The organism is Pseudomonadota bacterium (assembly GCA_030859565.1).
Taxonomy (GTDB): domain Bacteria; phylum Pseudomonadota; class Gammaproteobacteria; order JACCXJ01; family JACCXJ01; genus USCg-Taylor.
The window spans coordinates 18,662-38,871 of sequence record JALZJW010000022.1; the positions used below are offsets into that span (position 1 = coordinate 18,662).

Sequence of the window (20,210 nt, forward strand, 5' to 3'; positions counted from 1 at the left end):
CTATTGTTGTGCTATTTACAGCATAGTAGATTATATAACATGATCTCAGATCCGAATGTCACGTCGTCTTGGCTACTGCTTATCCAGAGCCTGCCGACCCAGAACACCGCGGCACGCATGCGGATCTGGCGGGCGACCAAGGCCTTCGGCTGTGGGGTGTTGCGCGATGGGGTGTATGTGTTGCCGCTGAGTCCGGCGCACCGCGAGGCCTTAGAAGCCCTCGCTATCGAAACCCGTGAGGCGGAGGGCAGTGCGCAGGTGCTGGAGGTCCCGAGCAAGAACGATGGCGAGGCCCGAGTGTTTACGACCCTCTTCGATCGCACCGACGACTATGCACGGCTGATGGAAGAAATCCGGGCGCTGAAGGCAAACGTCTCCAAACTGGACACATCGGCCTTGCGACGGGCGCTCAAGACCCTGCGGCGGAGCTTCGAGGCGACGTCGTCCATCGATTTCTTTCCAGGTGCCGCCCAGGCGCAGACGGCGCGGGCGCTGGATGAGCTGGAGGGCGCCGCCTTGGCGATCCTGTCACCCGATGAGCCCCACGCCGTGGCGGGGAGTATCGAACGCTTGGATAAGAACCAGTATCAAGGCCGAGCCTGGGCCACGCGCAAGCGCCCGTGGGTCGATCGTCTTGCCTCGGCGTGGCTCATCCGGCGATTCATCGATCCTAGAGGACGGATCGTATGGCTCGACCAACCACAAGACTGCCCCCGTGATGCCATCGGCTTCGACTTCGACGGCGCAGTGTTCACTCACCGCGGCGCGCGCGTCACCTTTGAGGTACTGATGGCGAGTTTCGGTTTGGACGAAGACCGCGGCCTCGCCCGCCTAGCGTCGCTCGTGCATTACCTCGATGTTGGTGGGCTCCCGGTACCGGAGGCCGCCGGATTGGAGGCGCTACTCACGGGCGCGCGGCTGAGCTGCAAGACCGACGATGGCTTGCTGCGAGAAGCAGAGAAGAGCTTTGATTATCTATGTCTCGCCTTTTCGGAAGAGAGCCCAGTCAATAACCTATCTGCGGGTGCTGAGTCGCTGCCGCGTAAAAGGACAAGACGGTGAATGCTTCTGCAAAGCAGTCCTCAGCGCTTAGCGGTCCGCGGCCGGTCCGCTTAGGGGAAGCCTTCTGGTATTGGCTCAAGCTCGGCTTCATCAGCTTCGGCGGTCCGGCGGGGCAAATTTCAATCATGCATCAGGACTTGGTGGAGCGGCGTCGTTGGATCTCGGAGCGCCGCTTCCTACACGCCTTGAACTACTGCATGGTATTGCCAGGCCCCGAGGCGCAGCAGCTTGCCACCTACATCGGCTGGCTCATGCACGGGACCTGGGGTGGGATCCTCGCAGGTGCGCTATTCGTGTTGCCGTCGCTTTTCATCCTGATCCTGCTCGGGTGGATCTACATGGCCTTCGGGCAGGTTCCCGCGGTGGCTGGGGTCTTGTATGGCATCAAGCCCGCGGTCACGGCGATTGTCGTCTTCGCGGCGTATCGGATCGGCTCGCGGGCGCTGAAAAACGAGGTCTTGTGGTCGGTCGCGGCGCTCGCCTTCATCGCCATCTTCGTCTTCGATATTCCCTTTCCTCTCATCGTCCTGGGGGCGGGGTTCATTGGCTATATCGGTGGGCGCTTAGTGCCAGCGAAGTTCGCGGTGGGTGGTGGTCACCAGGCGGTGGATAAGAGTTTTGGACCTGCGCTCATCGACGATGCCACGCCAACGCCTTATCACGCCAAGTTTCACTGGCGTAAGTTGCTTGGGTTCTCGATGCTCGGCACCATGATCTGGGCGGGGACCTTGGGTGTACTGGTCGTCTACAACGGCTGGCAGGGAACGCTCGCTCAAATGGGGTGGTTCTTCACGAAAGCAGCGCTCTTGACCTTCGGTGGGGCGTATGCGGTCTTGCCCTATGTCTATCAGGGCGCGGTAGAACACTATCAGTGGCTGACGGGGGCCCAGATGATCGACGGCCTCGCCCTGGGCGAGACGACGCCGGGACCGCTCATCATGGTGGTAACCTTTGTCGGTTTCGTTGGCGCCTGGACCAAGAGTTTGTTTGGACCAGAAGCCTTATTCCTGGCCGGCGCCGCCGGGGCCACGGTGGCCACGTTCTTCACCTTCTTGCCCTCGTTTCTATTCATTCTGATTGGCGGGCCATTGGTGGAATCTACCCGCGGCGACTTGAAGTTCACCGCCCCGCTGACGGGGATCACGGCGGCTGTCGTCGGCGTCATACTCGATCTAGCGGTGTTCTTTGCCTATCACGTCCTCTGGCCCCAGGGTTTCAGCGGCACTTTCGAAAGGCCTTCGGCACTCATCGGTACCGTCGCTGCCCTCGCCTTGTTTCGCTACCAGGTCGGAATCATCCCCGTTATCGGCGCATGCGGCGCTATCGGGCTGATCTATAGCTTATCTAAGCCGTTACTGATTTGATCGTATACGGAGCTCGCACGTCACTTGCCCCGCTCGATGCTACGGCGGCGCGGGCAGCAGATTTGGGTGAGGTAGCGGCGGCAAAGGGTGACCTGAAGTGCCTGGCGGCGGGGGAACCTGGTTACCCTCGGCATACATGCACTGCACGTAACGGATGTCATAGCGCCCTTGCACGGCGTCCGTCGTTGTCCCGGCGGCAGCGCTTCCTGCTACGCTCCCAACGAGTAGTCCGCTCCCTGCGCCGATGGCGGCACCAAGCCCTGGGTCATGGGAGGCCGCGCCAATCAGGGCACCGGCGGCGGCGCCCACCAGTGCACCTGTGCCAGCACTCCTCGCGACGCTGTCGGCAGCGGCCTGTTCAGGGGTCGCCCCCACCCCGTACTGCGCATACTGCCGGCAGACTGCATCCTCTTCGCGAAACTGCTCGAAGGTCTTGCCTGCCCCCGGCAAGACCACCACCCCAGGCCCGCTGAGTACAGTCACACAGCCTGCGAGCAGCACACCACCGAGAATCGCCCAGAGCCTAAATCGCAACATACGATGCCTTTTGGCTATGGAGTGGGGCCCTGCGGGACGACTCGCAGCCACGTACCCAGGCAGTTCGTGACGTATGGATAATAGCCTTGGGGATCGGTGCAGTAGTGCCAATACTGGGGCTGGGCGTATATGGGTGACGGCGCATAGTATGGGTAGTATCCGCGATAAGGCCCGGAGATAAATGTGCCACCGAGACCGAAACGGCCGTGGAATCCATGATGCCCATGGAAACGATGCCTTCCGTGAAGTTCGTGATGCCCGTGGAAACCATGCCCTCCGCGATGCCCATGATGCCGCTGATGCCCATGAGAGCCATGGCCTCCGTGGAATCCATGCCCTCCGCCGTGCCCATGCCCTCCGCCATGACCGTGTCCTCCCCCGTGTCCACCTCTGGCCCAGGCATCATCGACACTGCCCGCAGCCCCCAGCAGGGTGAACACCGCGACTAAACTAACCGCGAGCTTCTTCATACTCTCTCCCGACCTGTGGGCGGTCTTGTTGACCCGCCCGTACATTCCAGCTTATTTAGAAATCTAATAAAGTTGGACAGGTCTTTAGCGGGCAAGTGCCCTTCTCCATACAGAATCGTAAAGTTGATTTTCGTGCTCGTGTGGCTTCATCGCCGAGGTAGCCTGCTACTGGGGACGCCGTAGACGTCTGAGCGACACAGATGTCGCCGGGCGGGAGCACCGCACGGCCACCTCATCCCTCCCGCATCATCCGAGCAAGCTCATCGGCCCGTGTGCCGACCTGCTTGGACCGGACACAAGGGACCAAGGGTGAAACACCGGGGTGCGACAATTTGTCGCATACCCGGCCCTTTCATCATGGATTACACTAGGCGAGCCGCATGCCAGTAACCTAGTGGTGCCCCATGAGCCCGGTGCGAGCGCCTGCCTTAAGTCATCAGAAGGGCGCTGAGTTTTTGCTCGATCGCTTTGCACCCCGGGAAGCTGCGTGGCCTAGTTTTCCAACTGAAACGGAACGATGAGATTCATCGACATGATAACAATCCGGCATGGCACGACCCGTGTCGTCCGCACGGCCATCGTCGTTGCGGCGCTTTCCTCGGCAAGTCAAGGTGTGCACGCGGGACACACCGCGTCCATGGGTATCGGCGTTGGGACCGCCTCGCCGATCAATACCGAATCGGCGGTGACGTTGCCGCGCGGCCGCTGGGCTGCGGGCATCCGTACGGAGTACACCAACTATACGGACTTCTCGGATGCTGAGCTTCTGACACGTAGGGAAGCGGACCCGGAGGCGGGCCTGGACGCCGTGGACTCTTTGGTCAACGTATCCATCGGCGGATTCTATGGGGTCACGGATGATCTGACCCTCGGTTTGCGTTTGCCCTACGTCCGGCGCGCGGGCCTGCGTGAGCCCGAGGCTGAGGAAGGCGAGGATCCGGAGATCGAGCAAGTAGGAGACCCCAACGGCATCGGCGACCTGGTCCTTGTCGGTCAGTACCGATTTTACCACGTGCAGGATAAACACCATGCGGCCATCCAGCTTGGCGTCAAGACGCCGACCGGCGATACCGACGAGGAATCCAACTCTGGCGTGCTCATCGAGACCGACCAACAGCCAGGGAGCGGCTCTTGGGATGGCTTATTCGGCCTGGCGTATACCCATTGGTTCTCGCCGTTTGCGTTCGATACGAGCGTACTGTACACGCTGGCGACCGAAGGCTCTCAGAATACGGAGCTCGGGGACGCGTTTAATTACAATTTCGCTTTGTCCTATCGCCTGGGCGGCGGGCAGCAGGGGGTGTTTTATGCTCCACGCGAGGGGCTCGCCTGGGATCTGATCGTCGAGCTAAATGGCGAATGGCGCGACACGTCAGAAGTCGATGACCTCGAAAATCCCGATTTTGGCGGCCATGTGCTTTATTTTTCACCCGGAGCGCGCCTCACGGTCGGCTCGAACTGGACCTTCGCCGTCTCGGGCGGGGTGCCGGTGGTCACGGATCTGAACGGCACCAATCTCGCGGATCCTGACTTCCGGATCATCGGTAGTGTCGGCCTCAGCTTCTGATAAGTGGCCTAACCCTGTGTTTGCCTTCAGGCTCGGCGTGGTCGTGTTACTTTCGCTCTTGTCAGGCTGCGAAACGGTCGCGACCCGCCCGGCAACGCATCGCGGCGAGATTAGCGCCGACGCCGCGGTGGCCGCGGCGACCTTCGGCCCCGGCGATCGGTTATGGCGTCTCATCGCCGCAGGTGGCCGGCTCTATGTGGACGCTTCGGATGATCATGGCGCAAGCTACAGACGACCGGTTCCGCTGAACGCCGATGCGGAACGAGTCCTGGCACAAGCCGAGGATCGGCCGGTCATCGCAGTCGATGCGCAAGAGCGCGTTTATGTGCTCTACGCCATCGGTACACCCGGCGCGGCGACAAGTTATTTGTCCGTTTCTAATAACGGCGGTCGAAGCTTCCAAGCGCCCGTGCCGGTGAGCGATCCGGCCAAAGCGAGCGGGCATACGCAAGACGTGATGGTCGTAGCCCGCTCCGGTCGGATCTTCGCCTTCTGGAACGACGATGTGGACATGGGCTCCGCACGGACCGAGAAACAGGGCGCCGGGCTGTACTTCGCCACTACCGTCGCGCCGCTTGCCGCGGGTCTATCCAGCCGCAAGCTCACGGAGGGGATGTGCAACTGCTGCCGTATCGCTGTGGATGTGGGCATTGACGATCTGCCGGTGGTATTCGGACGCTTTGTCTTTCCGGGGAGCATTCGCGACCATGGCATGTTGAAGGTCTCACCGGCGGGCTTGGTCGGCCCGCCATGGCGGGTAACGGAAGACGACTGGAGGATCGAAGCCTGCCCGATGCATGGACCGGCGCTCTCCATAGCACCGGATGGGCGCTACCATGCAGCGTGGTTTACGCAAGGCCGGCGGCGTCAGGGCTTGTTTTATGCGCATTCGGACGATCAAGGAAAGCACTTTTCGAATCCGATGGCGATTGGTGAGGCAGGAAAGTTGGCCCAGCATGCGGATGTCCTCGCGAAGGGAACACGTGTCGTCCTCGTATGGAAAGAGTTCGACGGCCGGCAAACGCACATCCTGTCGATGCGATCGACGGATCGCGGAGGCACCTGGTCTGCACCGAGGGCCATTGCGCGCACAAGCTCCGATGCCGACTACCCATTTCTTATCAAAGATAGCACCGAGATCTTTCTCTCATGGAACAACGCCGAGCACGGACACCAACTTATCGCGGTTCGGTGACACCTATGCGTAACGTCAAGCTTCTTTTCGCATTCGGCCTCATTCTAGCGTGCTGCGCCAACCTCGCCGCAGCCGACCAACTCCGTCCGTTCAAGACCGACAGCCTTTCCGAGATCGTGGCAACGCAAGAGGGCAAGCCATTCTTGCTAAACGTCTGGTCGTTGACCTGTTCCGCCTGCCGAGCGGAGATGAACATGCTCGCCAAGCTGCGGAAGGAATACCCAGATTTTAACCTCGTCCTGGTCGCTACGGATGACATCGCACGTTCCGCCGAAGTGCAGGCCTTCCTGCTGGAGCGGGGTCTTGCACAGGTCGAGTCGTGGATCTTCGCCGAGCCGAACCCGCAGCGCTTGCGCTATGAGATCGATTCGGGCTGGTATGGTGAGCTGCCTCGCAGCTACTTCTACGACGCAAAGCATGAGCGCCTCGGGGTGAGCGGTGCCCTCAAGGCGAAGCAGATCCGAGCCTGGATGCAGGCGACCGGGCACTGAGGCAGATTCAGGCGTCCGCGTGCGTCCGAGATGTCCCGATCCGGCTTCGCCTACCCAACTAGCGCCCGGCTAACCCGTCGGGGAGCAAGGGCCGCGCGTCCTGCCCGATCCGGGAGCGGTGCTATAGTGGCTGTGCCGACACAGCCGGCGTCGGGTTCTCCTAGTGGTTCTCCTCGGGTGGGGGGGCCGTGGCCGGCGATCGTGCTGGCAGCGAAAGTTAAATCACCCCCGGCAGAGCCGGGGGCTTATTGGGTGAGCGCCTCAAAGGCGCCATAACAGCATGAGCCGCCCAAGGCGGCCGGTCTACATGCCAAGCTTCATCTGCTCGTAGCGCTCGTCCTCTTCCTCTTGGTTGCGGATATAGGCTCGGACCATGTTTTCCTCCAAGCCCACCGTGGAGACGAAGTAACCGCGTGCCCAAAAGCTCTCGCCGGTGAAATTGCGCTGTCGGCCACCAAACGTCCTCGCTATCTGAATAGCACTCTTCCCCTTGATGTATCCGACCACATTCGCCACCGCATACTTCGGCAGAATACTCAGACACATATGCACGTGATCCCCCATCAGGTGCCCTTCGACAATCTTCGATTCCTTGTGCCTCGCTAGCTCGTGGAAGATCTCCCCCAATCGCCGACGCAGCACCCCGAAAATCCGCTTCTTCCTTCGCTTCGGTATAAACACTACGTGATATTTGCAGTCCCATCTCGTATGACTCAAACTCTGATATTCTTTCATCTGTGAATCCCCTTCTCTTGGCGGAGATCGCAGATTCACACCGACCGTAGTACAGGTCAAACCACGGTGAGTCCCCCGGCAAAGCCGGGGGCTTACCTCTCTGAGTTAGGCCACACCTACCATGTGCAGGGCGAACAGCCCGGTGCTAGTGTTTTCCTCCGAAACGGCCACCGCGTCTATCACACCTACTCGACCTATGGTCGCGGCATGGATCTGCTCGTCGCGGCACGTACAACTCCTCGACTTGACGCCGCTCGGCCGACAGGAGGGCTGGGGTGGGACCCGGACCTCAACCAGCAGGAGAAGGACTGGACGCGGCACCACGACAAGTACGGCGAGGTTCTCAGGGAATCGGACGCCTGTTGTCATTTGGGTGAAGACCGCGGGTGACTGCGCCTCCATGCCACGAGGCCGCGAAGGGATAGAGTTTAATTTGGCATTCCCCGCGGCCTGTGTTCCAATTTAAGGGAGTTCAACACGGAGGTCGCAATGGTGTCTATTGCCGGAACCCGGCGGATTGCGCCGGGGTACGCTGAGGAGCCGCAGGCGCTTGCGCCGCGCTACGTTGTGGTGCGCCGCGCAACCGAAGAGTTGTGCCGGCCGCTGGCGACGGAAGATTACGGGCTGCAGGCCATGCCGGATGCAAGCCCGCCGAAGTGGCATCTGGCGCATACCACCTGGTTTTTCGAAACCTTCCTGCTAAAACCGTTTCTGCACGCTTATCCGGTTTTCCATCCGCGGTTTGAATACCTCTTCAACTCCTATTACCAAACGATCGGCGCGCAGTATCCGCGCCCGGAGCGCGGTTTGTTATCCCGCCCCACGGTAGCGGAGGTCTATCGCTATCGCGCCCACGTCGACGCGGCCATGGCGAGGTTGCTGACGGAAGCACGTCCAGCCGATTTCGCCGAGGTCGCGCGCCGCACGACACTCGGCTGTCATCACGAACAACAGCATCAGGAGTTGTTGCTCACCGACATCAAGTACAACTTCTCGCTCAATCCGCTGCGCCCGGCCTATCGCGCCGATTTGCCCGAAGCCCAGAGACCGGGGCCCGTGCCGTTGAGCTGGATCGATTACCAGGGAGGCATGCACGCGGTCGGCCACGCCGGCGCGGACTTCGCCTTCGATAACGAGCTGCCGCGGCACAGCGTGTATCTCCGGCCTTATGCGCTCGCTGCGCGGCTCATCACTTGCGGAGAATACCTCGCATTCATCACGGCCGGCGGTTACCGCCGCCCCGATCTCTGGCTCGCCGATGGTTGGCGCACGGCATGCGAGCGCGGTTGGCAGGCGCCGCTTTACTGGGAGCAGATCGACGGCCGCTGGTGGCAGTTCACCCTTGCGGGGATGCGGCCGGTGAACGAAAACGAGCCCCTGTGTCACGTAAGCTTTTACGAGGCCGATGCCTACGCACGCTTCCTCGGCAAGCGTTTGCCGAGCGAGCAAGAGTGGGAAGTCGCCGCCGCCGCATTGCCGATCGCGGGCAACTTGCGCGACAGCGGTTATCTGCACCCGGTGCCGGCCGCGCCCGGCGAGTCGCCGCTGCAACGCTTTGGCGATGTGTGGGAGTGGACGCAAAGCGCGTACGCGCCGTATCCCGGCTATCGGCCGCCCGCAGGTGCGCTCGGCGAATATAACGGCAAGTTCATGGTGAACCAGATGGTGTTGCGCGGCGGCTCGTGCGCAACACCCGCGGATCACCTGCGCGCCACCTATCGCAACTTCTTCTATCCCGCGGATCGCTGGCAGTTCTCCGGCATACGCTTGGCGGAGGACAGATGAAAATACAACCGGTAGTTATCTACGGCGAAGCGCCGGAAAGTTCCGATTTTCGGTACAACGTGTTGCGCGGTTTGAGCGCACAGCCGAAACACATTCCGCCGAAGTTTTTCTATGATCGCCGTGGCTCGGCGCTTTTCGAGGATATCTGCCGTTTACCGGAGTATTACCTGACGCGCGTCGAAACGGCCATCTTAAATCGCTGCGCCCGCGAAATCGCGAAGCTTACCGGTCTCGACAGCGTGCTCATTGAGCTTGGCAGCGGCGCAAGCCGCAAGGTGCGCCTGCTGCTCGAAACGCTGCGGCCGTCGGTTTACCTTGCCGTGGATATATCGCGCGAGTTCCTGCTCGATTCCACGCGCCGGCTCGCACGCGATTATCCCTGGCTCGAAGTGCATGCCGCCTGCGCCGATTTGTGCCTGCCGTTTTCGGTTTCGGGCCTGCCGCGAGTGGGACGGCGGCTTGCGTTCTATCCGGGATCGAGTGTGGGCAACTTCGAGCCGGGCGAGGCACGCGTGTTATTGAGCGGCCTACGCCCGTTGCTTGGCCACGACGGCGTGCTGGTGATTGGCGTGGATTTGAAGAAAGACCCGGCGATTCTGCACGCCGCCTACAACGACAGTGCCGGTATTACCGCGATGTTCAATCTCAATCTACTGGTGCGTCTGCGGCGCGAGTTACGCGCCGACATTGATAGTGCGGCATTCGCGCACGCTGCGTTCTACAACCATGCAGCCGGCCGCATCGAGATGCATCTGGTGAGTCGCAAAGCGCAACGCATTCGCGTTGATGGGGTGCCTTTCACGTTTGCGGAAGGGGAAACCATTCACACCGAAAGCTCCTACAAATACACGCCCGCCGAGTTCCACGCGCTCGCCGACGCCGCCGGCTACAGTGTTGAACGCACCTGGACCGATGCGGACGAGATGTTCAGCGTGCACTACCTGCGCGTGGCGACCTAGTGATCACCCGTCTATACCGCTCGCTTGCTCGGCGGAGCAATCATGGCCGGACCCGATCGAGCGCCTCGCGCCCGGCAAGCAGCGCGGCGGCGAGAGAGAGCGGGACCAAGTGATAGACGGCGCGGTAGAGCAACAGCGCCGCCGCGAGAGATTCGGTTAAAATCAAGCCATGAAAGCTCAGGAGCAGGATGCTCTCGAAGACGCCGAGCCCGCCCGGCACATGGCTCACCATGCCCGCGAGCGTCGCGATCGAATAGACGGCGAGGAAGGCGATGAAGGGCACATCCGGTGCGTTCAAAAGCACGTACAAGCACCCCCCGGCGAACACGATGTCCGCGAGGGTGAAGAACAATTGCGCCATCGCGATCCGCGCGCTCGGTAATCGAAACCGCCAACGGCCGATCCGCATCGGCGCGCGCCGGAAAACGAACAGAACAGCCAGCGTCATGAACAGGGCTAATCCGGAGATACCGAGGCCGTGCAATAGCCCAGGCGGAACGGGTAGAAAGCGGCCGATGAGATCCGCGTGCAGGGTCAACGCGGCCGCCCCCAGGACGAAGTTTCCGATCCCGTAGGCGACCATGCCAAAGACTGTAACCTGGGCCACATCCAAGGCGCCGAGGCCGGCCGGAACATATATGCGGTAACGCACCGAGCCGCCCGAGACGATGTTGACGCCCACGGTATTGGCAATCGCGCAACCGCAGAAAGCCGCGAAGGCCACGGTGCGAAAGGCCACCGCCTGCCCGATGTAGCGGAGCGCCGACCAGTCATAGCCGATGAGCACCGTGTAGCTCGCAGCTGTCAGTAACAATGCGAGCCCCAATTGCCCGGAGGAAAGCTGCCGCACCTCGGCAAGCATGCGGTCGACATTCAGCTCTTGCAGAAGGTGATAGATGGCCGAGCTCGCGGCCAAAAACAGGGCGAGCGACAAGAGCGGCATGAGCACGCGCTGCCCGCGGCTCGGCGGCGCCATCGCCCGCGCGATCTCATTGGCATCCGTCATTGGGTGTCCGTACTTACTCTTTAGACTTTAGATCTGAGACAATCGGGCTGATGCGGGCATTATACATTTGTAGATCGATAAACCAGACGCGGATGGTGCATCGGGTCGCGCGGCAGTTGCCACAATTCGAGGTTTTTCACGTCCTACTACGAACGACCCCTACGATCTGGTCGTCACCTGCAGCGATCTCATCCCTCCCGCGCAATATCTTGGGGGCCAAGCTGGTGTTGGTGCAAGAAGGCATGACCGATCCTGAGACGAGAAAGCCGCGACGGTACCCAAGCTTGTATTTCGTTGGGACGGCGCTACGTGCAGTATATCAACCGGCAGTACCGGCGTACGGGCATGTGGGACAGCCGCTACAAGTTCTAGCTGACCCAGGCGGAGACCCCTGCATGCGCACTACCGTTGGACCAGCTACCGGGCTAACGCCCTCGGACAGTTCTCACCGCGGCTCAGCCCTCATCCGGTCTACCTGGCATTGGGCGCGGCCGACCACGCGCGCCGCGTAGCTTACCGGTTCCGACCCGCTATCGATCTGGAGACCCTCCGTGACCTACGGCTTACGCTGAACCAAAACCAACCTTTGGGCAATGAACGATTCTATGCCAAGATTGAGCGCATGACGGGGCAACGGCGCGAGGCAAGGCCTAGGGGCCGGCTGCGGTTAGGCGCTAATATCACGGGGCACGTCATCGCTGCGCAGGGAGAGCTGCCATTGTGAAAATATCCGAGCGTGGCTCCTTAAGCGCTTCGCTGACAAAGCCACTTTCCGCCGGCTTTGAAGTAATACCCTTATTTTAAAGAGCACTAGCCCCAACCACGGGCTTCTTGAACATTGGATTGACCATCCATGGTCATCTCAATCCTTACTGGTTAGGCAGTACCTGGGCCATGGAGCCGAGTCTCCTCCCGGCATTTCCGAAAATCTGCCTCATTTTGATGGTGAGCGTAGTACTCCAACAGTTCTTTCAAGTCTGGATCATCAGGGTTTGCCGCCGTCTCTGCTTGGACGGTCTCCTCCAAGAGGTTGCGCATTTCTAGGCACATCGCCTTTACCTTGTCGAGGCACGGAAACGCTACTGATTCGCACGTGTATTCGCGATGGGATACATAGCAGTTCCGGAAATCTACTACTCCTTTTCGAAACTGTTCGTAGCTACCTTTATCCAATTTGGCGGCCGACCACAGGCGTTGTTGTACGGTGGCATATACGAACGGTACCCCCAGTCCAGACAGACGACCTTCCCCGAACAGCTTCCAATAGTGCACGGGGTCCTTGTTTCGACTATTGAATACATGACACCAGAGCAAGCACGCCACCTCAGCGTAGCAATTTTCCGTAAATTTCCAGAAGTCGTCGTCGCCTCTTCGGCTAACGCTCTTGAGGTATTCAATAGCGTGAAGACACCGGTAGCAGACTACCTCTATCTGCCATCGGAGGTCGCGTTGCTCCTCTGTAAGCCTCATTTGTAAGCCTCACTTATTCACTAATGCGTAACGGGGCGCAGCCGCTAAAGCCTTGTCCGCGGAAGCCGCGCATTAGGCGCCGCAAACACCGAGCATCGAAGTCAAACCCAAGTCCCAGAGCAAACCCAGTCTCTTTCATGTTAGATCTCTGGCCTTCCCGCGCGAAAGTGTCCGACGCTCGCGAGGTACCGCTCCCATTTCAATCGCGCGAGCGGTCACAAGTCCCATCACCTCGCCCCCGGTAACGGTTAGGGTTCCGAAGGTTTTAACGAATGGTCCAAAGACCACAAGTCGAGCCAAGCCCTGCTTTCTCAACCAATTGGTAAATTCGTTCGAGTCGCAAGCATTACCAGCGAAACTCAATAACAACGGACGGCGCCACCTTTGCCTTGAACTTCTGAAACCGCCACAACAAATTGGCATTAGGCCAACCTTCTTCTATCCCCGGGATTGAGGCCACGGGCACGCTCAATCCTTCCGGATGAAGTGCAAGGAAGAAACGAAACCCTCGGAACTCAAAGAAGCCGCCCAGAATGCGCAGGTCATCCTTTGTGAGAGGAGTAAACGCGACCCTATCGATCGAATTGATGACCATGCCTTGGTTTGCGGCAACGTACATTCCAGCACGTCCTTGAAATTGGCGTTTCCCAAAACAGATGTTCACCAGGTCGTCGGATGGACAACCAGGAGCTTCCCCAGATGGTCCAATGTGCAGCCCACTATGTCGAGACAAGTTGATCAATGTTTTCAGGAACCAACGCTCCAGCTTTAGCGCGTCAATGACGAAGCGTTCTACCTTGAATCGGGCGCCGACAAGATTCTCTCGAACATTCGAAATTCGCCTGCATTCACGAAAAGCGTCAAAAGCCATGGCAGCTGCGCTGTCAAGCTCGGAGAATCCACTATTGTGAGTTGTGCAAAGTATTTTTGATGTGATCGACCCGATGCCAACGCGCTTTGGCGCGTCCTTACACCAGTTGAAGCCGTGAACCTCGATTTCATTCGATGGAAATAGAGCCTTCGATACCAAGTGCTCGCGACTTACTTTATCGCTACACCCTCCTAGGCAAGCCGCCCAACAATCAGACATATCTTTCATTCGTCCTAACCCGCGAATATCTTGGAGGAGTGGGCCGAAGCCCTAAAGCGACTTTGATTATGGCGGCAGTATCGAAAATATAGTGGACAGAAAAGACACGCGGTTTGCGCGAAATTTAGCGCCGGATGCATACATCGCTACGCGAAGCGGCTAGGGCCAGGGAATTGCCCTGCTAGGCGCCCTGAGGATGGAACGCTAGGGCCGGAGACTGGCCCTGCTGGGCGCCCCGGACGCGCTCGGTCCTTGGAATGACCGGAGTCCGGCGATCCACGCCCTATAGGCCGCAGGATTGAAAACAAACCACAGGTGGTCCAGTGAGCGCCCTTAGGTTTTCGGGGAAGGTCACACTAAGACCTCTACTTACGGTTGGCGAGGTCTTTGACAATGCGCTTCGCCGCGCGCCGGCCGCTCACCACCGCGCCGTCGGAGTGGGCGCTCACCAACCAGTCGCCGGCGAAATAAAGGCCGTCCTCGGGTTCGAACAGCGCCTGCGCTTTTGCATCGAGCGGCGAGCGGCCGGGCGGCCACACCGCGACCGCCGCGGGGTGATGGCTGTAGAGATAGGTCTCGCGCACGTGCGATTTGAAGCCTGGCCAGAGCTTGGAGAGCGCGGCGGTCATTTCCGCGACGGCTTCATCGTGTGGTTTCATGTGGAGTCGGCGCGCGGCAAGGCCGTGGATGAGGAGCGAGAAAACATCGGTCTTGGCATTGGGTTCGCCCTCGCCTTGGGTCCCGTAGATCACACCCAGCGTGCCGTCGCTCAATACCGGCAGCGGTGTTTCACCGTTGATGCGCCAGAGGTCTTCGGCGGTGCGATCGACGATCAGGTGTGCGACCACGTATTGGCCGAGGTCCAACGATGCAATGGCCTCGCGTTTGGCGCGCGACAACTCCGGCGTCAGGCTGATCGAATGCACCCGTGTGAAAGGGACGGCGAGCACCACCGCTTCCGCTTCGACCGTCTCGATGCGCCCGGCGTGCTGATAGTAGACCCGTGCGCGCCGTCCGGCGTCTCCGGTTCCGTCGCGCACCACACGCACGACGCGGGCGGATAGGAGCTTCGGACCCTTGAGGGCGGCGGCAAGCGCCTCGATCAACCGGATATTGCCGCCGCGGACGTGATAATGCTTCTGGCCACCCTCGAGAAAGATCCCGAATTCCAGTAGCCCGGCCAGCGCGCTGAATCGATCCCAGGGCGCCGCCAGCTCGCATTCGATCGTCAATCGCACGAACTCGGCGGCATTGTGGGGAAGCTTCTCCCGCTCGATCCATTCCGCGAACGATATGCCCTGGAGCGCCCGTACCGCGCCATCTGCCAGACCTTTGGCGAGCGCCGTTTTTCTCAGCGCCGAGGCCTTCCCGAGCCACGTCGTGAGCGTCGCCTGCTCGTCGTCCGAAAGAAACGTCGCGAAGTACTGCTCAGCGGTGTCCTGAACGAAAGCGTGCAGCTTGCCGTCGATGATGACGCTGGAGAACGGCTCGCCGCTCTCTTCGTCGAGCGCAATCCCCAGCTCGCGCGCCATCCCGAGCGCCGGATTGTCCCCCCACATCTCCTGCAATCCGTATTCGGCCTGCAGGCCGCCGGGATAGCGCGCCGTCGCCACGCGGCCGCCGAAGACATCGCTGGCCTCGATGACTTGTGCCACGATGCCACGCTTTTGTAGCTCGTAGGCCGTCGTAAGCCCCGCCAGCCCACCGCCCACTACCACGACGCGCGTCGCCGCGGGGACTTCCGCGAAGCTGGCCGGGAGTGCCCCGAGCAGGAGTACACACAGCAGGGTCAGCGTTCTCAGCAAGGAACCTTTCTGCATTCATTTCGCCAAGCTCGGCAGCGGGCGCGGCTCGGCGGCGTCATCGCCTGCGCGATCTCATTGGCATCGGTCATTGGGTGTCCGTACTTACTCTTTTGACTTTGGGTGCGGCTCTTTTAGAACGACGTTCACGGGTGGTCAGGCAACCTTCTGCAGGGGATAGCGAGAGGTATGATTACGCTTGAGCTCGTGGGTCTTATGGAACTCCCAGTACGCCTCGAAGTCGCCACTTGAGCGCAGGGAGCGTAATTTCAGGATAGCCTCGGCGCTTTCCAATCCCCAGCGCGCGCCGGTGATGTCCATTCGATCCTTGATGAGGTGACGGCAGGCGCCTTCGATGACGGCCGGTAGCAATGGGCAGCCCGTGGGCCAGGTACTCATCGTAGCGGAGCATGTGGCGGTATTTCAGCAGATAGTCGGCGCAATCATCCACCCCCTCGCGCGCTTTGCGAGAGAGCCCTCGCAAGGTGGCGGCTCTACGCATACCGGCCGCGACATCGCTGGCCTTGCCGTGCAAAATCTGCATGTATAATGCCCGCATCAGCCCGATTGTCTCAGATCAAAGTCAAAGGGTGAAGATCGATTGGAACGAGAGATTGTTAAGTTTTGTCAAATGGTTAGGGCCGATGAGCTATGGAAAGAGGGGGCGATCCGTAGTAGGTATGGGTTGCGAACCAACATACCTACCCCAAAAGGAGGCCCCCATTGGCAGAAGCATACACCGTCATTCGGAGTTTGGAAGAGTTCACCGCAGCGCGTGAGCAGTTCAACTTTCTGGTGAGTCGACTGCAGTCGGAGGAGATGAGCCGGATGGAACACGGGCAAGTGGAAGCGACGATTGCGCAGGAGGGCAACGAGCTGCTCAGGGGTTTGCTGCAAGGGCATTTGGATCTACGGGCAAAGACCGAGGAGAGACGCTTGGAGGTGGTAGGGGCCGATGGGGTGCTACGGCGGCATTGCCGTGCAGGTGAACGTGAGTTGATGAGTCTGTTCGGCGAAGTGGAGGTCAAGCGGCTGGGGTATGGCGCCCCTGGTGAGTGGGGTTTGTGTCCACTTGATGCCGATCTCAACGTGCCGCCGGATAAGTATTCCCATGGCTTGCGCCGGCGGGTGGCGGAGGAAGCGGCGAAGAGCTCTTTTGACGAGACGGTCGCAAGCGTAGCGAAGACCACCGGAGGGCATGTACCCAAGCGCCAAGCCGAGGAGATGGTGGCGGCGGTTGCTCAAGACTTCGAAGCGTTCTATCAGAGCCGCGAAATCACAGTCCCTGAGGACACCACCGATCCCCTCATCATGAGCCTGGATGGCAAGGGCATCGTCATGCGGCGGGAGGGCTTGCGCGAGGCGACGCGCAAGGCGGCCGAGCGGGAGAGCCACAAGCTCAAGACGCGCCTCTCGCAAGGGGAGAAGCGCAACCGCAAGCGCATGGCGACGGTGGCCACCGTCTATAGCATCACACCGCACCACCGCACCGCCGAGACCATCATGGGGGTGGAGGAGGCCGAGAACACCTGTATACCCCGGGCACGGAATAAGCGGGTCTGGGCCAGTGTGAAGCGCGAGGCACACGGCAGCACCACGCCCCAAAGCGTGCCCACGCGCGTGAGACCAAGCGCCGCAGCGCCGCGCCGGTAGTCTGCGGGCACCGTCGCGATGGCGGATTGCGCGAGCAGCGCCATGGTCGGCAGAATCATCAGCGCCAGCACCAGGATCCCCGCAAGCAGGCTCGCGCCAGGCGGCTTCCAGCGGTTGATCAGCGGCACCAGCACAACCAGCCCCCAGAAACCGTAGACCACGGACGGAATGCCCGCCAGCACTTCCAGCAGCCGGCGGAATGCCGTGGCCAGACCGAGCGGCGCATAGTCGCTGCAGAACAGCGCACAGAGCAGACCCAGCGGCGCAGCGAGCGCCATCGCGCCTACGGTGAGCGCGAGTGACGCGGTGATCATCGGCACGAGACCGAAAGTACCGGCCGCCGCGCCACCCTGCGGATGCCAGGACGCGTCGGTGAAGAAGCGGCTGAGACCGATCTCCCGCAGGGCTGGCCAGGACTCGCGCAGCACGAACAGCACCAGCAGCACCACGAAAGCGCCGCAGACGAAAGCCGCGGCCCGCAAGGCCGCGGCCATTACCGCGTCTCTAGCGGACGGGGACAAACGACAGCGCGAGGATCAGATCGTTGACCTCGGCCGAGAGCGCGAAATCCAGAAACGGCCGCACCAGAGGGTTGCCCGGCCGCGGCTTCGTCACCAGCACCAGGGAACGCGACAACGGAAACGTGCCGTCGGCGACCGTCTTGCAGGACGCCTGGATGCCGTTCATGGGCAGCAGTTTGATCGGCACGCCCCTAGCCGTGTCGTATTCGGAGGCCCCGACGGACATGTAAACCAATGCGTCGGGATTACCGGCCACCAGCTTGATCCCCTGCTGGTTCTCGCCGGCGATCAGGTCCACCTTGATCTCCTCCGGCTTGAGCTTGAAGAAGGCCGAGAATTGCTCCAGCTCGGCGCGGCCATCGGCGCGGTTGATCGCCACCAGCGGACGGTCGGCGCCGCCGACCTGCTTCCAGGTGTCGATAGCGCCGGTGTAAATGGCCTTGATCTGATCGTTGGTCAGCGCCCTCACCGGATTGTCTTTGTGCACGAGGAAACAGATGCCGTCTTTGGCCAGGTCCCACTCTTTCAGTTCGGCGGCTTCCTCGGGCTTCAGGCTGCGCGAGGACATGCCGATGTCGGCGACGCCGGTCTTGGCGTCCGCGATGCCGCGCGAAGAGCCGCCGGTCTGCACGTCCACCCGCACCCCGACGTTCTGCTGCTCAAAACGCTTGGCGATCTCGGCGATCAGCGGCGCGACGGTGCTGGAGCCGGTGACGACCAGTTTTGCACGCGTATCGGCCCAGGATGGGAACCCGAAAAGGCCGACGACGGCAGGTACGACCGCGACCATCAGAATTCGCTTCACATCCCTCCTTGCGGGTAAACCCGGCCGATCTTCGGAGAAGGGTGGCTCATTTCAGCCCCCCATGCCAAGGTCCTCGCCCGACCGCACGCGCGCCGCCAGGAAGTCCACCGGAAAGCTGATCCGGCAGCACCCCAGGTCAATGGCCTCGTGACGGAGGTCTTGAGCCGCAATTGCAGGCCGGGAGCTATCCGGTAGCAGACCCGCTGGCCCTCGCGGATGCCCTCGATCAAGCCCGCCTCGCGCAGAATCCGCAGATGGTGGGACATGTGCGGCTGCTGCTTGCCGATCTGCTCGACCAAATCGCCTACGCACTTCTCGCGCACGAGCAGGGACTCCAGGATCCGCAGCCGCGTCTCGTCCGCCAGGGCCCGCAGGACATTGGCGCATTCCCGCTCGCTGAGATCCGCTTTGAGGGCCATCAGCAACAGCTCCCGTCGAGCCCGCAGGCGACCGTTTCGCCCGCGACGGCCTCGCCGGCTCGATTGATGACGGCGAAATGCCGGGTGTATGGCCCCACCCGGCCGGACGGTCTTAGCTGCTCCCCGGTCGCCAGCGCTCTGGCGTATCGCTCGCTCCCCTGCCGCGTGATGGTTTCGTCTGCCATGCGCACCTCACCTGATAAATCGGATTATTGCAATATTTCACTAGTGTCCCAACGTTAATCGAACAAACTCAACTGGTTGGCTAACATGGGCGCATTTTGTTGCGCTACGGTGAGTGTAAGCAATTGATCCAATGGAGTTCGTTCGAACATGGTCAAGCTGAGGATTTGTAGCATTTCGTAGAGGCTCGCCGAAAGAGTGAGTCGCTTTTTGACGATGGCGACGAGGACATAGACCGATACGGCGATCCAGATCTGCGACTTGACGGCGTTCTTGCTCGTGCCGAAGAAGACTTTGATCGGAAGATGCTGCTTGATCCATTTGAAGAAAAGCTCCACGCGCCAGCGCATCCGGTAAAGCTGCGTGATGGTGAGCGCTGGCAGCCCGAGATTGTTGGTGAGAAAAACAAGCCGCTTGCCGGTTTCGGGATCGTTGAACTTGATTCGACGCAACGGCGCCGCGAAGCCTTTGCGCGAATAGAAACCACTGAGCGTCACGGTCTGGTCGCAGACAAGTCCGGTGATTCGGTCCACGGGGTGGGAGTAGCGACGTTGTGCTTTGAAGTTCGACTTGGCGCGGGTGACGAAGAAGCTGCCTGCATCGTTGAAGCGGGCCAAGCGCTCGAAGTCGATGTAGCCCCGGTCCATCACATAGAAGGCGCCCGCCTCGGGTGTCAGCTGGTCGAGGATATTGACGTCGTGCAGCTTGCCATCGCTGATGAAGATGAACGACGGGATGTTGCCACGCAGATCGAGCAGGGTATGCAGCTTCACCGCTGCCTTGGTCGATCGGAATGGGGCCCAAGGGAATACCGATAGACACAAGTCGATGGTCGTCGAATCGAGCGCGTAGACCGTATCCCTCAAGTCGACACCGAGCGGTTCGTCGGCATAGAGCCGCCGCGCGATCCCAATCAGGCTCTGCGCAAAATCGCAGTACATGCGCCAGTCCCGCGTGGCATTCGCGTTGGCCAGTGTATTGCGGGCAACGTTGCTGCGGAAGCCGAGATGATAGCGCTTGGCACTCTGGGCTCGAAGGCAGGCTTCGATGTCGCGCAAGCTCTCGCGATAGGTGAGTTGCGCGAACGCCATGCACA

The 20,210-nt window shown here is 60.7% G+C and carries 19 protein-coding genes and 1 pseudogene; 8 read left to right on the plus strand and 12 right to left on the minus strand.

Going from position 1 to position 20,210, the window contains the following annotated elements:
- Positions 1–39: 39 nt before the first annotated feature.
- Both M3436_05165 and chrA read left to right on the plus strand, forming a co-directional pair.
- Positions 40–1,062, plus strand: coding sequence for a chromate resistance protein (locus M3436_05165; protein ID MDQ3563540.1), 1,023 nt, complete (start codon positions 40–42; stop codon positions 1,060–1,062).
- On the plus strand, positions 1,059–2,426 hold the full coding sequence (chrA, locus tag M3436_05170; GenBank protein ID MDQ3563541.1) for a chromate efflux transporter: 1,368 nt from the start codon (positions 1,059–1,061) through the stop codon (positions 2,424–2,426). Before M3436_05165 ends, chrA begins: the two co-directional genes overlap by 4 nt.
- A gap of 39 nt (positions 2,427–2,465) precedes the next feature.
- On the opposite strand, the gene M3436_05175 is transcribed toward chrA, so the two are convergent.
- Together M3436_05175 and M3436_05180 are read right to left on the minus strand one after the other, a co-directional pair.
- Complete coding sequence (locus tag M3436_05175; protein MDQ3563542.1) at positions 2,466–2,963, minus strand: glycine zipper family protein; 498 nt, start codon at positions 2,961–2,963, stop codon at positions 2,466–2,468.
- Positions 2,950–3,375 carry a hypothetical protein gene (locus M3436_05180; GenBank protein MDQ3563543.1) on the minus strand — a complete coding sequence of 142 codons (426 nt, stop codon included), beginning with the start codon at positions 3,373–3,375 and terminating at the stop codon, positions 2,950–2,952. Before M3436_05180 ends, M3436_05175 begins: the two co-directional genes overlap by 14 nt.
- 575 nt (positions 3,376–3,950) lie before the next feature.
- Here M3436_05180 and M3436_05185 point away from each other — a divergent pair.
- Genes M3436_05185 through M3436_05195 form a run of 3 tightly spaced genes read left to right on the plus strand, consistent with a single transcriptional unit; the run spans position 3,951 to position 6,686 of the window.
- Positions 3,951–5,000, plus strand: a complete 1,050-nt coding sequence (locus M3436_05185) for a transporter (GenBank protein MDQ3563544.1) — start codon at positions 3,951–3,953, stop codon at positions 4,998–5,000.
- Positions 5,001–5,016: 16 nt separating this feature from the next.
- Entirely contained in the window at positions 5,017–6,195 is a 1,179-nt protein-coding gene (locus M3436_05190) for a glycoside hydrolase (GenBank protein MDQ3563545.1), read from the plus strand.
- A gap of 5 nt (positions 6,196–6,200) precedes the next feature.
- On the plus strand, positions 6,201–6,686 hold the full coding sequence (locus M3436_05195) for a TlpA family protein disulfide reductase (protein ID MDQ3563546.1): 486 nt from the start codon (positions 6,201–6,203) through the stop codon (positions 6,684–6,686).
- Between the two features lie 303 nt (positions 6,687–6,989).
- On the opposite strand, the gene tnpA is transcribed toward M3436_05195, so the two are convergent.
- The gene (tnpA, locus tag M3436_05200) at positions 6,990–7,421 is read right to left on the minus strand and encodes an IS200/IS605 family transposase (protein MDQ3563547.1); all 432 of its coding nucleotides are present in this window, start codon (positions 7,419–7,421) and stop codon (positions 6,990–6,992) included.
- A gap of 66 nt (positions 7,422–7,487) precedes the next feature.
- Here tnpA and M3436_05205 point away from each other — a divergent pair, with 66 nt between their 5' ends.
- The 3 genes from M3436_05205 to egtD all read left to right on the plus strand — a co-directional run bounded on the left by M3436_05205 (position 7,488) and on the right by egtD (position 10,165).
- On the plus strand, positions 7,488–7,811 hold the full coding sequence (locus M3436_05205) for a DUF899 domain-containing protein (GenBank protein ID MDQ3563548.1): 324 nt from the start codon (positions 7,488–7,490) through the stop codon (positions 7,809–7,811).
- Between the two features lie 99 nt (positions 7,812–7,910).
- Positions 7,911–9,206: an ergothioneine biosynthesis protein EgtB gene (gene egtB, locus M3436_05210; protein ID MDQ3563549.1), complete on the plus strand. Its 1,296-nt coding sequence runs from the start codon at positions 7,911–7,913 to the stop codon at positions 9,204–9,206.
- On the plus strand, positions 9,203–10,165 hold the full coding sequence (egtD, locus tag M3436_05215) for an L-histidine N(alpha)-methyltransferase (protein ID MDQ3563550.1): 963 nt from the start codon (positions 9,203–9,205) through the stop codon (positions 10,163–10,165). The genes egtB and egtD overlap by 4 nt, the downstream gene beginning before the upstream one ends.
- Before the next feature lie 40 nt (positions 10,166–10,205).
- Here egtD and M3436_05220 read toward each other — a convergent pair whose 3' ends face one another.
- From M3436_05220 to M3436_05260, 9 genes and pseudogenes are all read right to left on the minus strand, one after another.
- Complete coding sequence (locus tag M3436_05220; protein MDQ3563551.1) at positions 10,206–11,171, minus strand: lysylphosphatidylglycerol synthase domain-containing protein; 966 nt, start codon at positions 11,169–11,171, stop codon at positions 10,206–10,208.
- A 1,816-nt stretch (positions 11,172–12,987) separates the two neighbouring features.
- Positions 12,988–13,740: a hypothetical protein gene (locus tag M3436_05225; protein ID MDQ3563552.1), complete on the minus strand. Its 753-nt coding sequence runs from the start codon at positions 13,738–13,740 to the stop codon at positions 12,988–12,990.
- A gap of 356 nt (positions 13,741–14,096) precedes the next feature.
- Positions 14,097–15,551, minus strand: coding sequence for an FAD-dependent oxidoreductase (locus tag M3436_05230; protein MDQ3563553.1), 1,455 nt, complete (start codon positions 15,549–15,551; stop codon positions 14,097–14,099).
- Positions 15,552–15,689: 138 nt separating this feature from the next.
- Positions 15,690–16,077 (minus strand): annotated as a pseudogene (locus tag M3436_05235) (ISKra4 family transposase).
- 919 nt (positions 16,078–16,996) lie between these two features.
- Complete coding sequence (locus M3436_05240) at positions 16,997–17,680, minus strand: ABC transporter permease subunit (protein ID MDQ3563554.1); 684 nt, start codon at positions 17,678–17,680, stop codon at positions 16,997–16,999.
- Between the two features lie 10 nt (positions 17,681–17,690).
- Positions 17,691–18,512 (minus strand): phosphate ABC transporter substrate-binding protein, encoded by an 822-nt coding sequence (locus M3436_05245; protein MDQ3563555.1) that lies wholly within the window; start codon positions 18,510–18,512, stop codon positions 17,691–17,693.
- Positions 18,509–18,931: a metalloregulator ArsR/SmtB family transcription factor gene (locus M3436_05250; protein MDQ3563556.1), complete on the minus strand. Its 423-nt coding sequence runs from the start codon at positions 18,929–18,931 to the stop codon at positions 18,509–18,511. The genes M3436_05245 and M3436_05250 overlap by 4 nt, the downstream gene beginning before the upstream one ends.
- Positions 18,931–19,116, minus strand: a complete 186-nt coding sequence (locus M3436_05255) for a hypothetical protein (protein MDQ3563557.1) — start codon at positions 19,114–19,116, stop codon at positions 18,931–18,933. The genes M3436_05250 and M3436_05255 overlap by 1 nt, the downstream gene beginning before the upstream one ends.
- 54 nt (positions 19,117–19,170) lie before the next feature.
- Positions 19,171–20,210, minus strand: a 1,040-nt coding sequence (locus M3436_05260) for an IS4 family transposase (GenBank protein ID MDQ3563558.1), incomplete at its 5' end; no start/stop codon positions are given.

Bases quoted from the DNA above. Each gene is read 5' to 3' on its own strand.
- M3436_05165 (MDQ3563540.1), top strand. From the start codon at position 40: ATGATCTCAGATCCGAATGTCACGTCGTCTTGGCTACTGCTTATCCAG.
- M3436_05175 (MDQ3563542.1), bottom strand. From the start codon at position 2,963: ATGTTGCGATTTAGGCTCTGGGCGATTCTCGGTGGTGTGCTGCTCGCA.
- M3436_05185 (MDQ3563544.1), top strand. From the start codon at position 3,951: ATGAGATTCATCGACATGATAACAATCCGGCATGGCACGACCCGTGTC.
- M3436_05195 (MDQ3563546.1), top strand. From the start codon at position 6,201: ATGCGTAACGTCAAGCTTCTTTTCGCATTCGGCCTCATTCTAGCGTGC.
- tnpA (MDQ3563547.1), bottom strand. From the start codon at position 7,421: ATGAAAGAATATCAGAGTTTGAGTCATACGAGATGGGACTGCAAATAT.
- egtB (MDQ3563549.1), top strand. From the start codon at position 7,911: ATGGTGTCTATTGCCGGAACCCGGCGGATTGCGCCGGGGTACGCTGAG.
- egtD (MDQ3563550.1), top strand. From the start codon at position 9,203: ATGAAAATACAACCGGTAGTTATCTACGGCGAAGCGCCGGAAAGTTCC.
- M3436_05220 (MDQ3563551.1), bottom strand. From the start codon at position 11,171: ATGACGGATGCCAATGAGATCGCGCGGGCGATGGCGCCGCCGAGCCGC.
- M3436_05225 (MDQ3563552.1), bottom strand. From the start codon at position 13,740: ATGAAAGATATGTCTGATTGTTGGGCGGCTTGCCTAGGAGGGTGTAGC.
- M3436_05230 (MDQ3563553.1), bottom strand. From the start codon at position 15,551: ATGCAGAAAGGTTCCTTGCTGAGAACGCTGACCCTGCTGTGTGTACTC.
- M3436_05240 (MDQ3563554.1), bottom strand. From the start codon at position 17,680: ATGGCCGCGGCCTTGCGGGCCGCGGCTTTCGTCTGCGGCGCTTTCGTG.
- M3436_05250 (MDQ3563556.1), bottom strand. From the start codon at position 18,931: ATGGCCCTCAAAGCGGATCTCAGCGAGCGGGAATGCGCCAATGTCCTG.
- M3436_05255 (MDQ3563557.1), bottom strand. From the start codon at position 19,116: ATGGCAGACGAAACCATCACGCGGCAGGGGAGCGAGCGATACGCCAGA.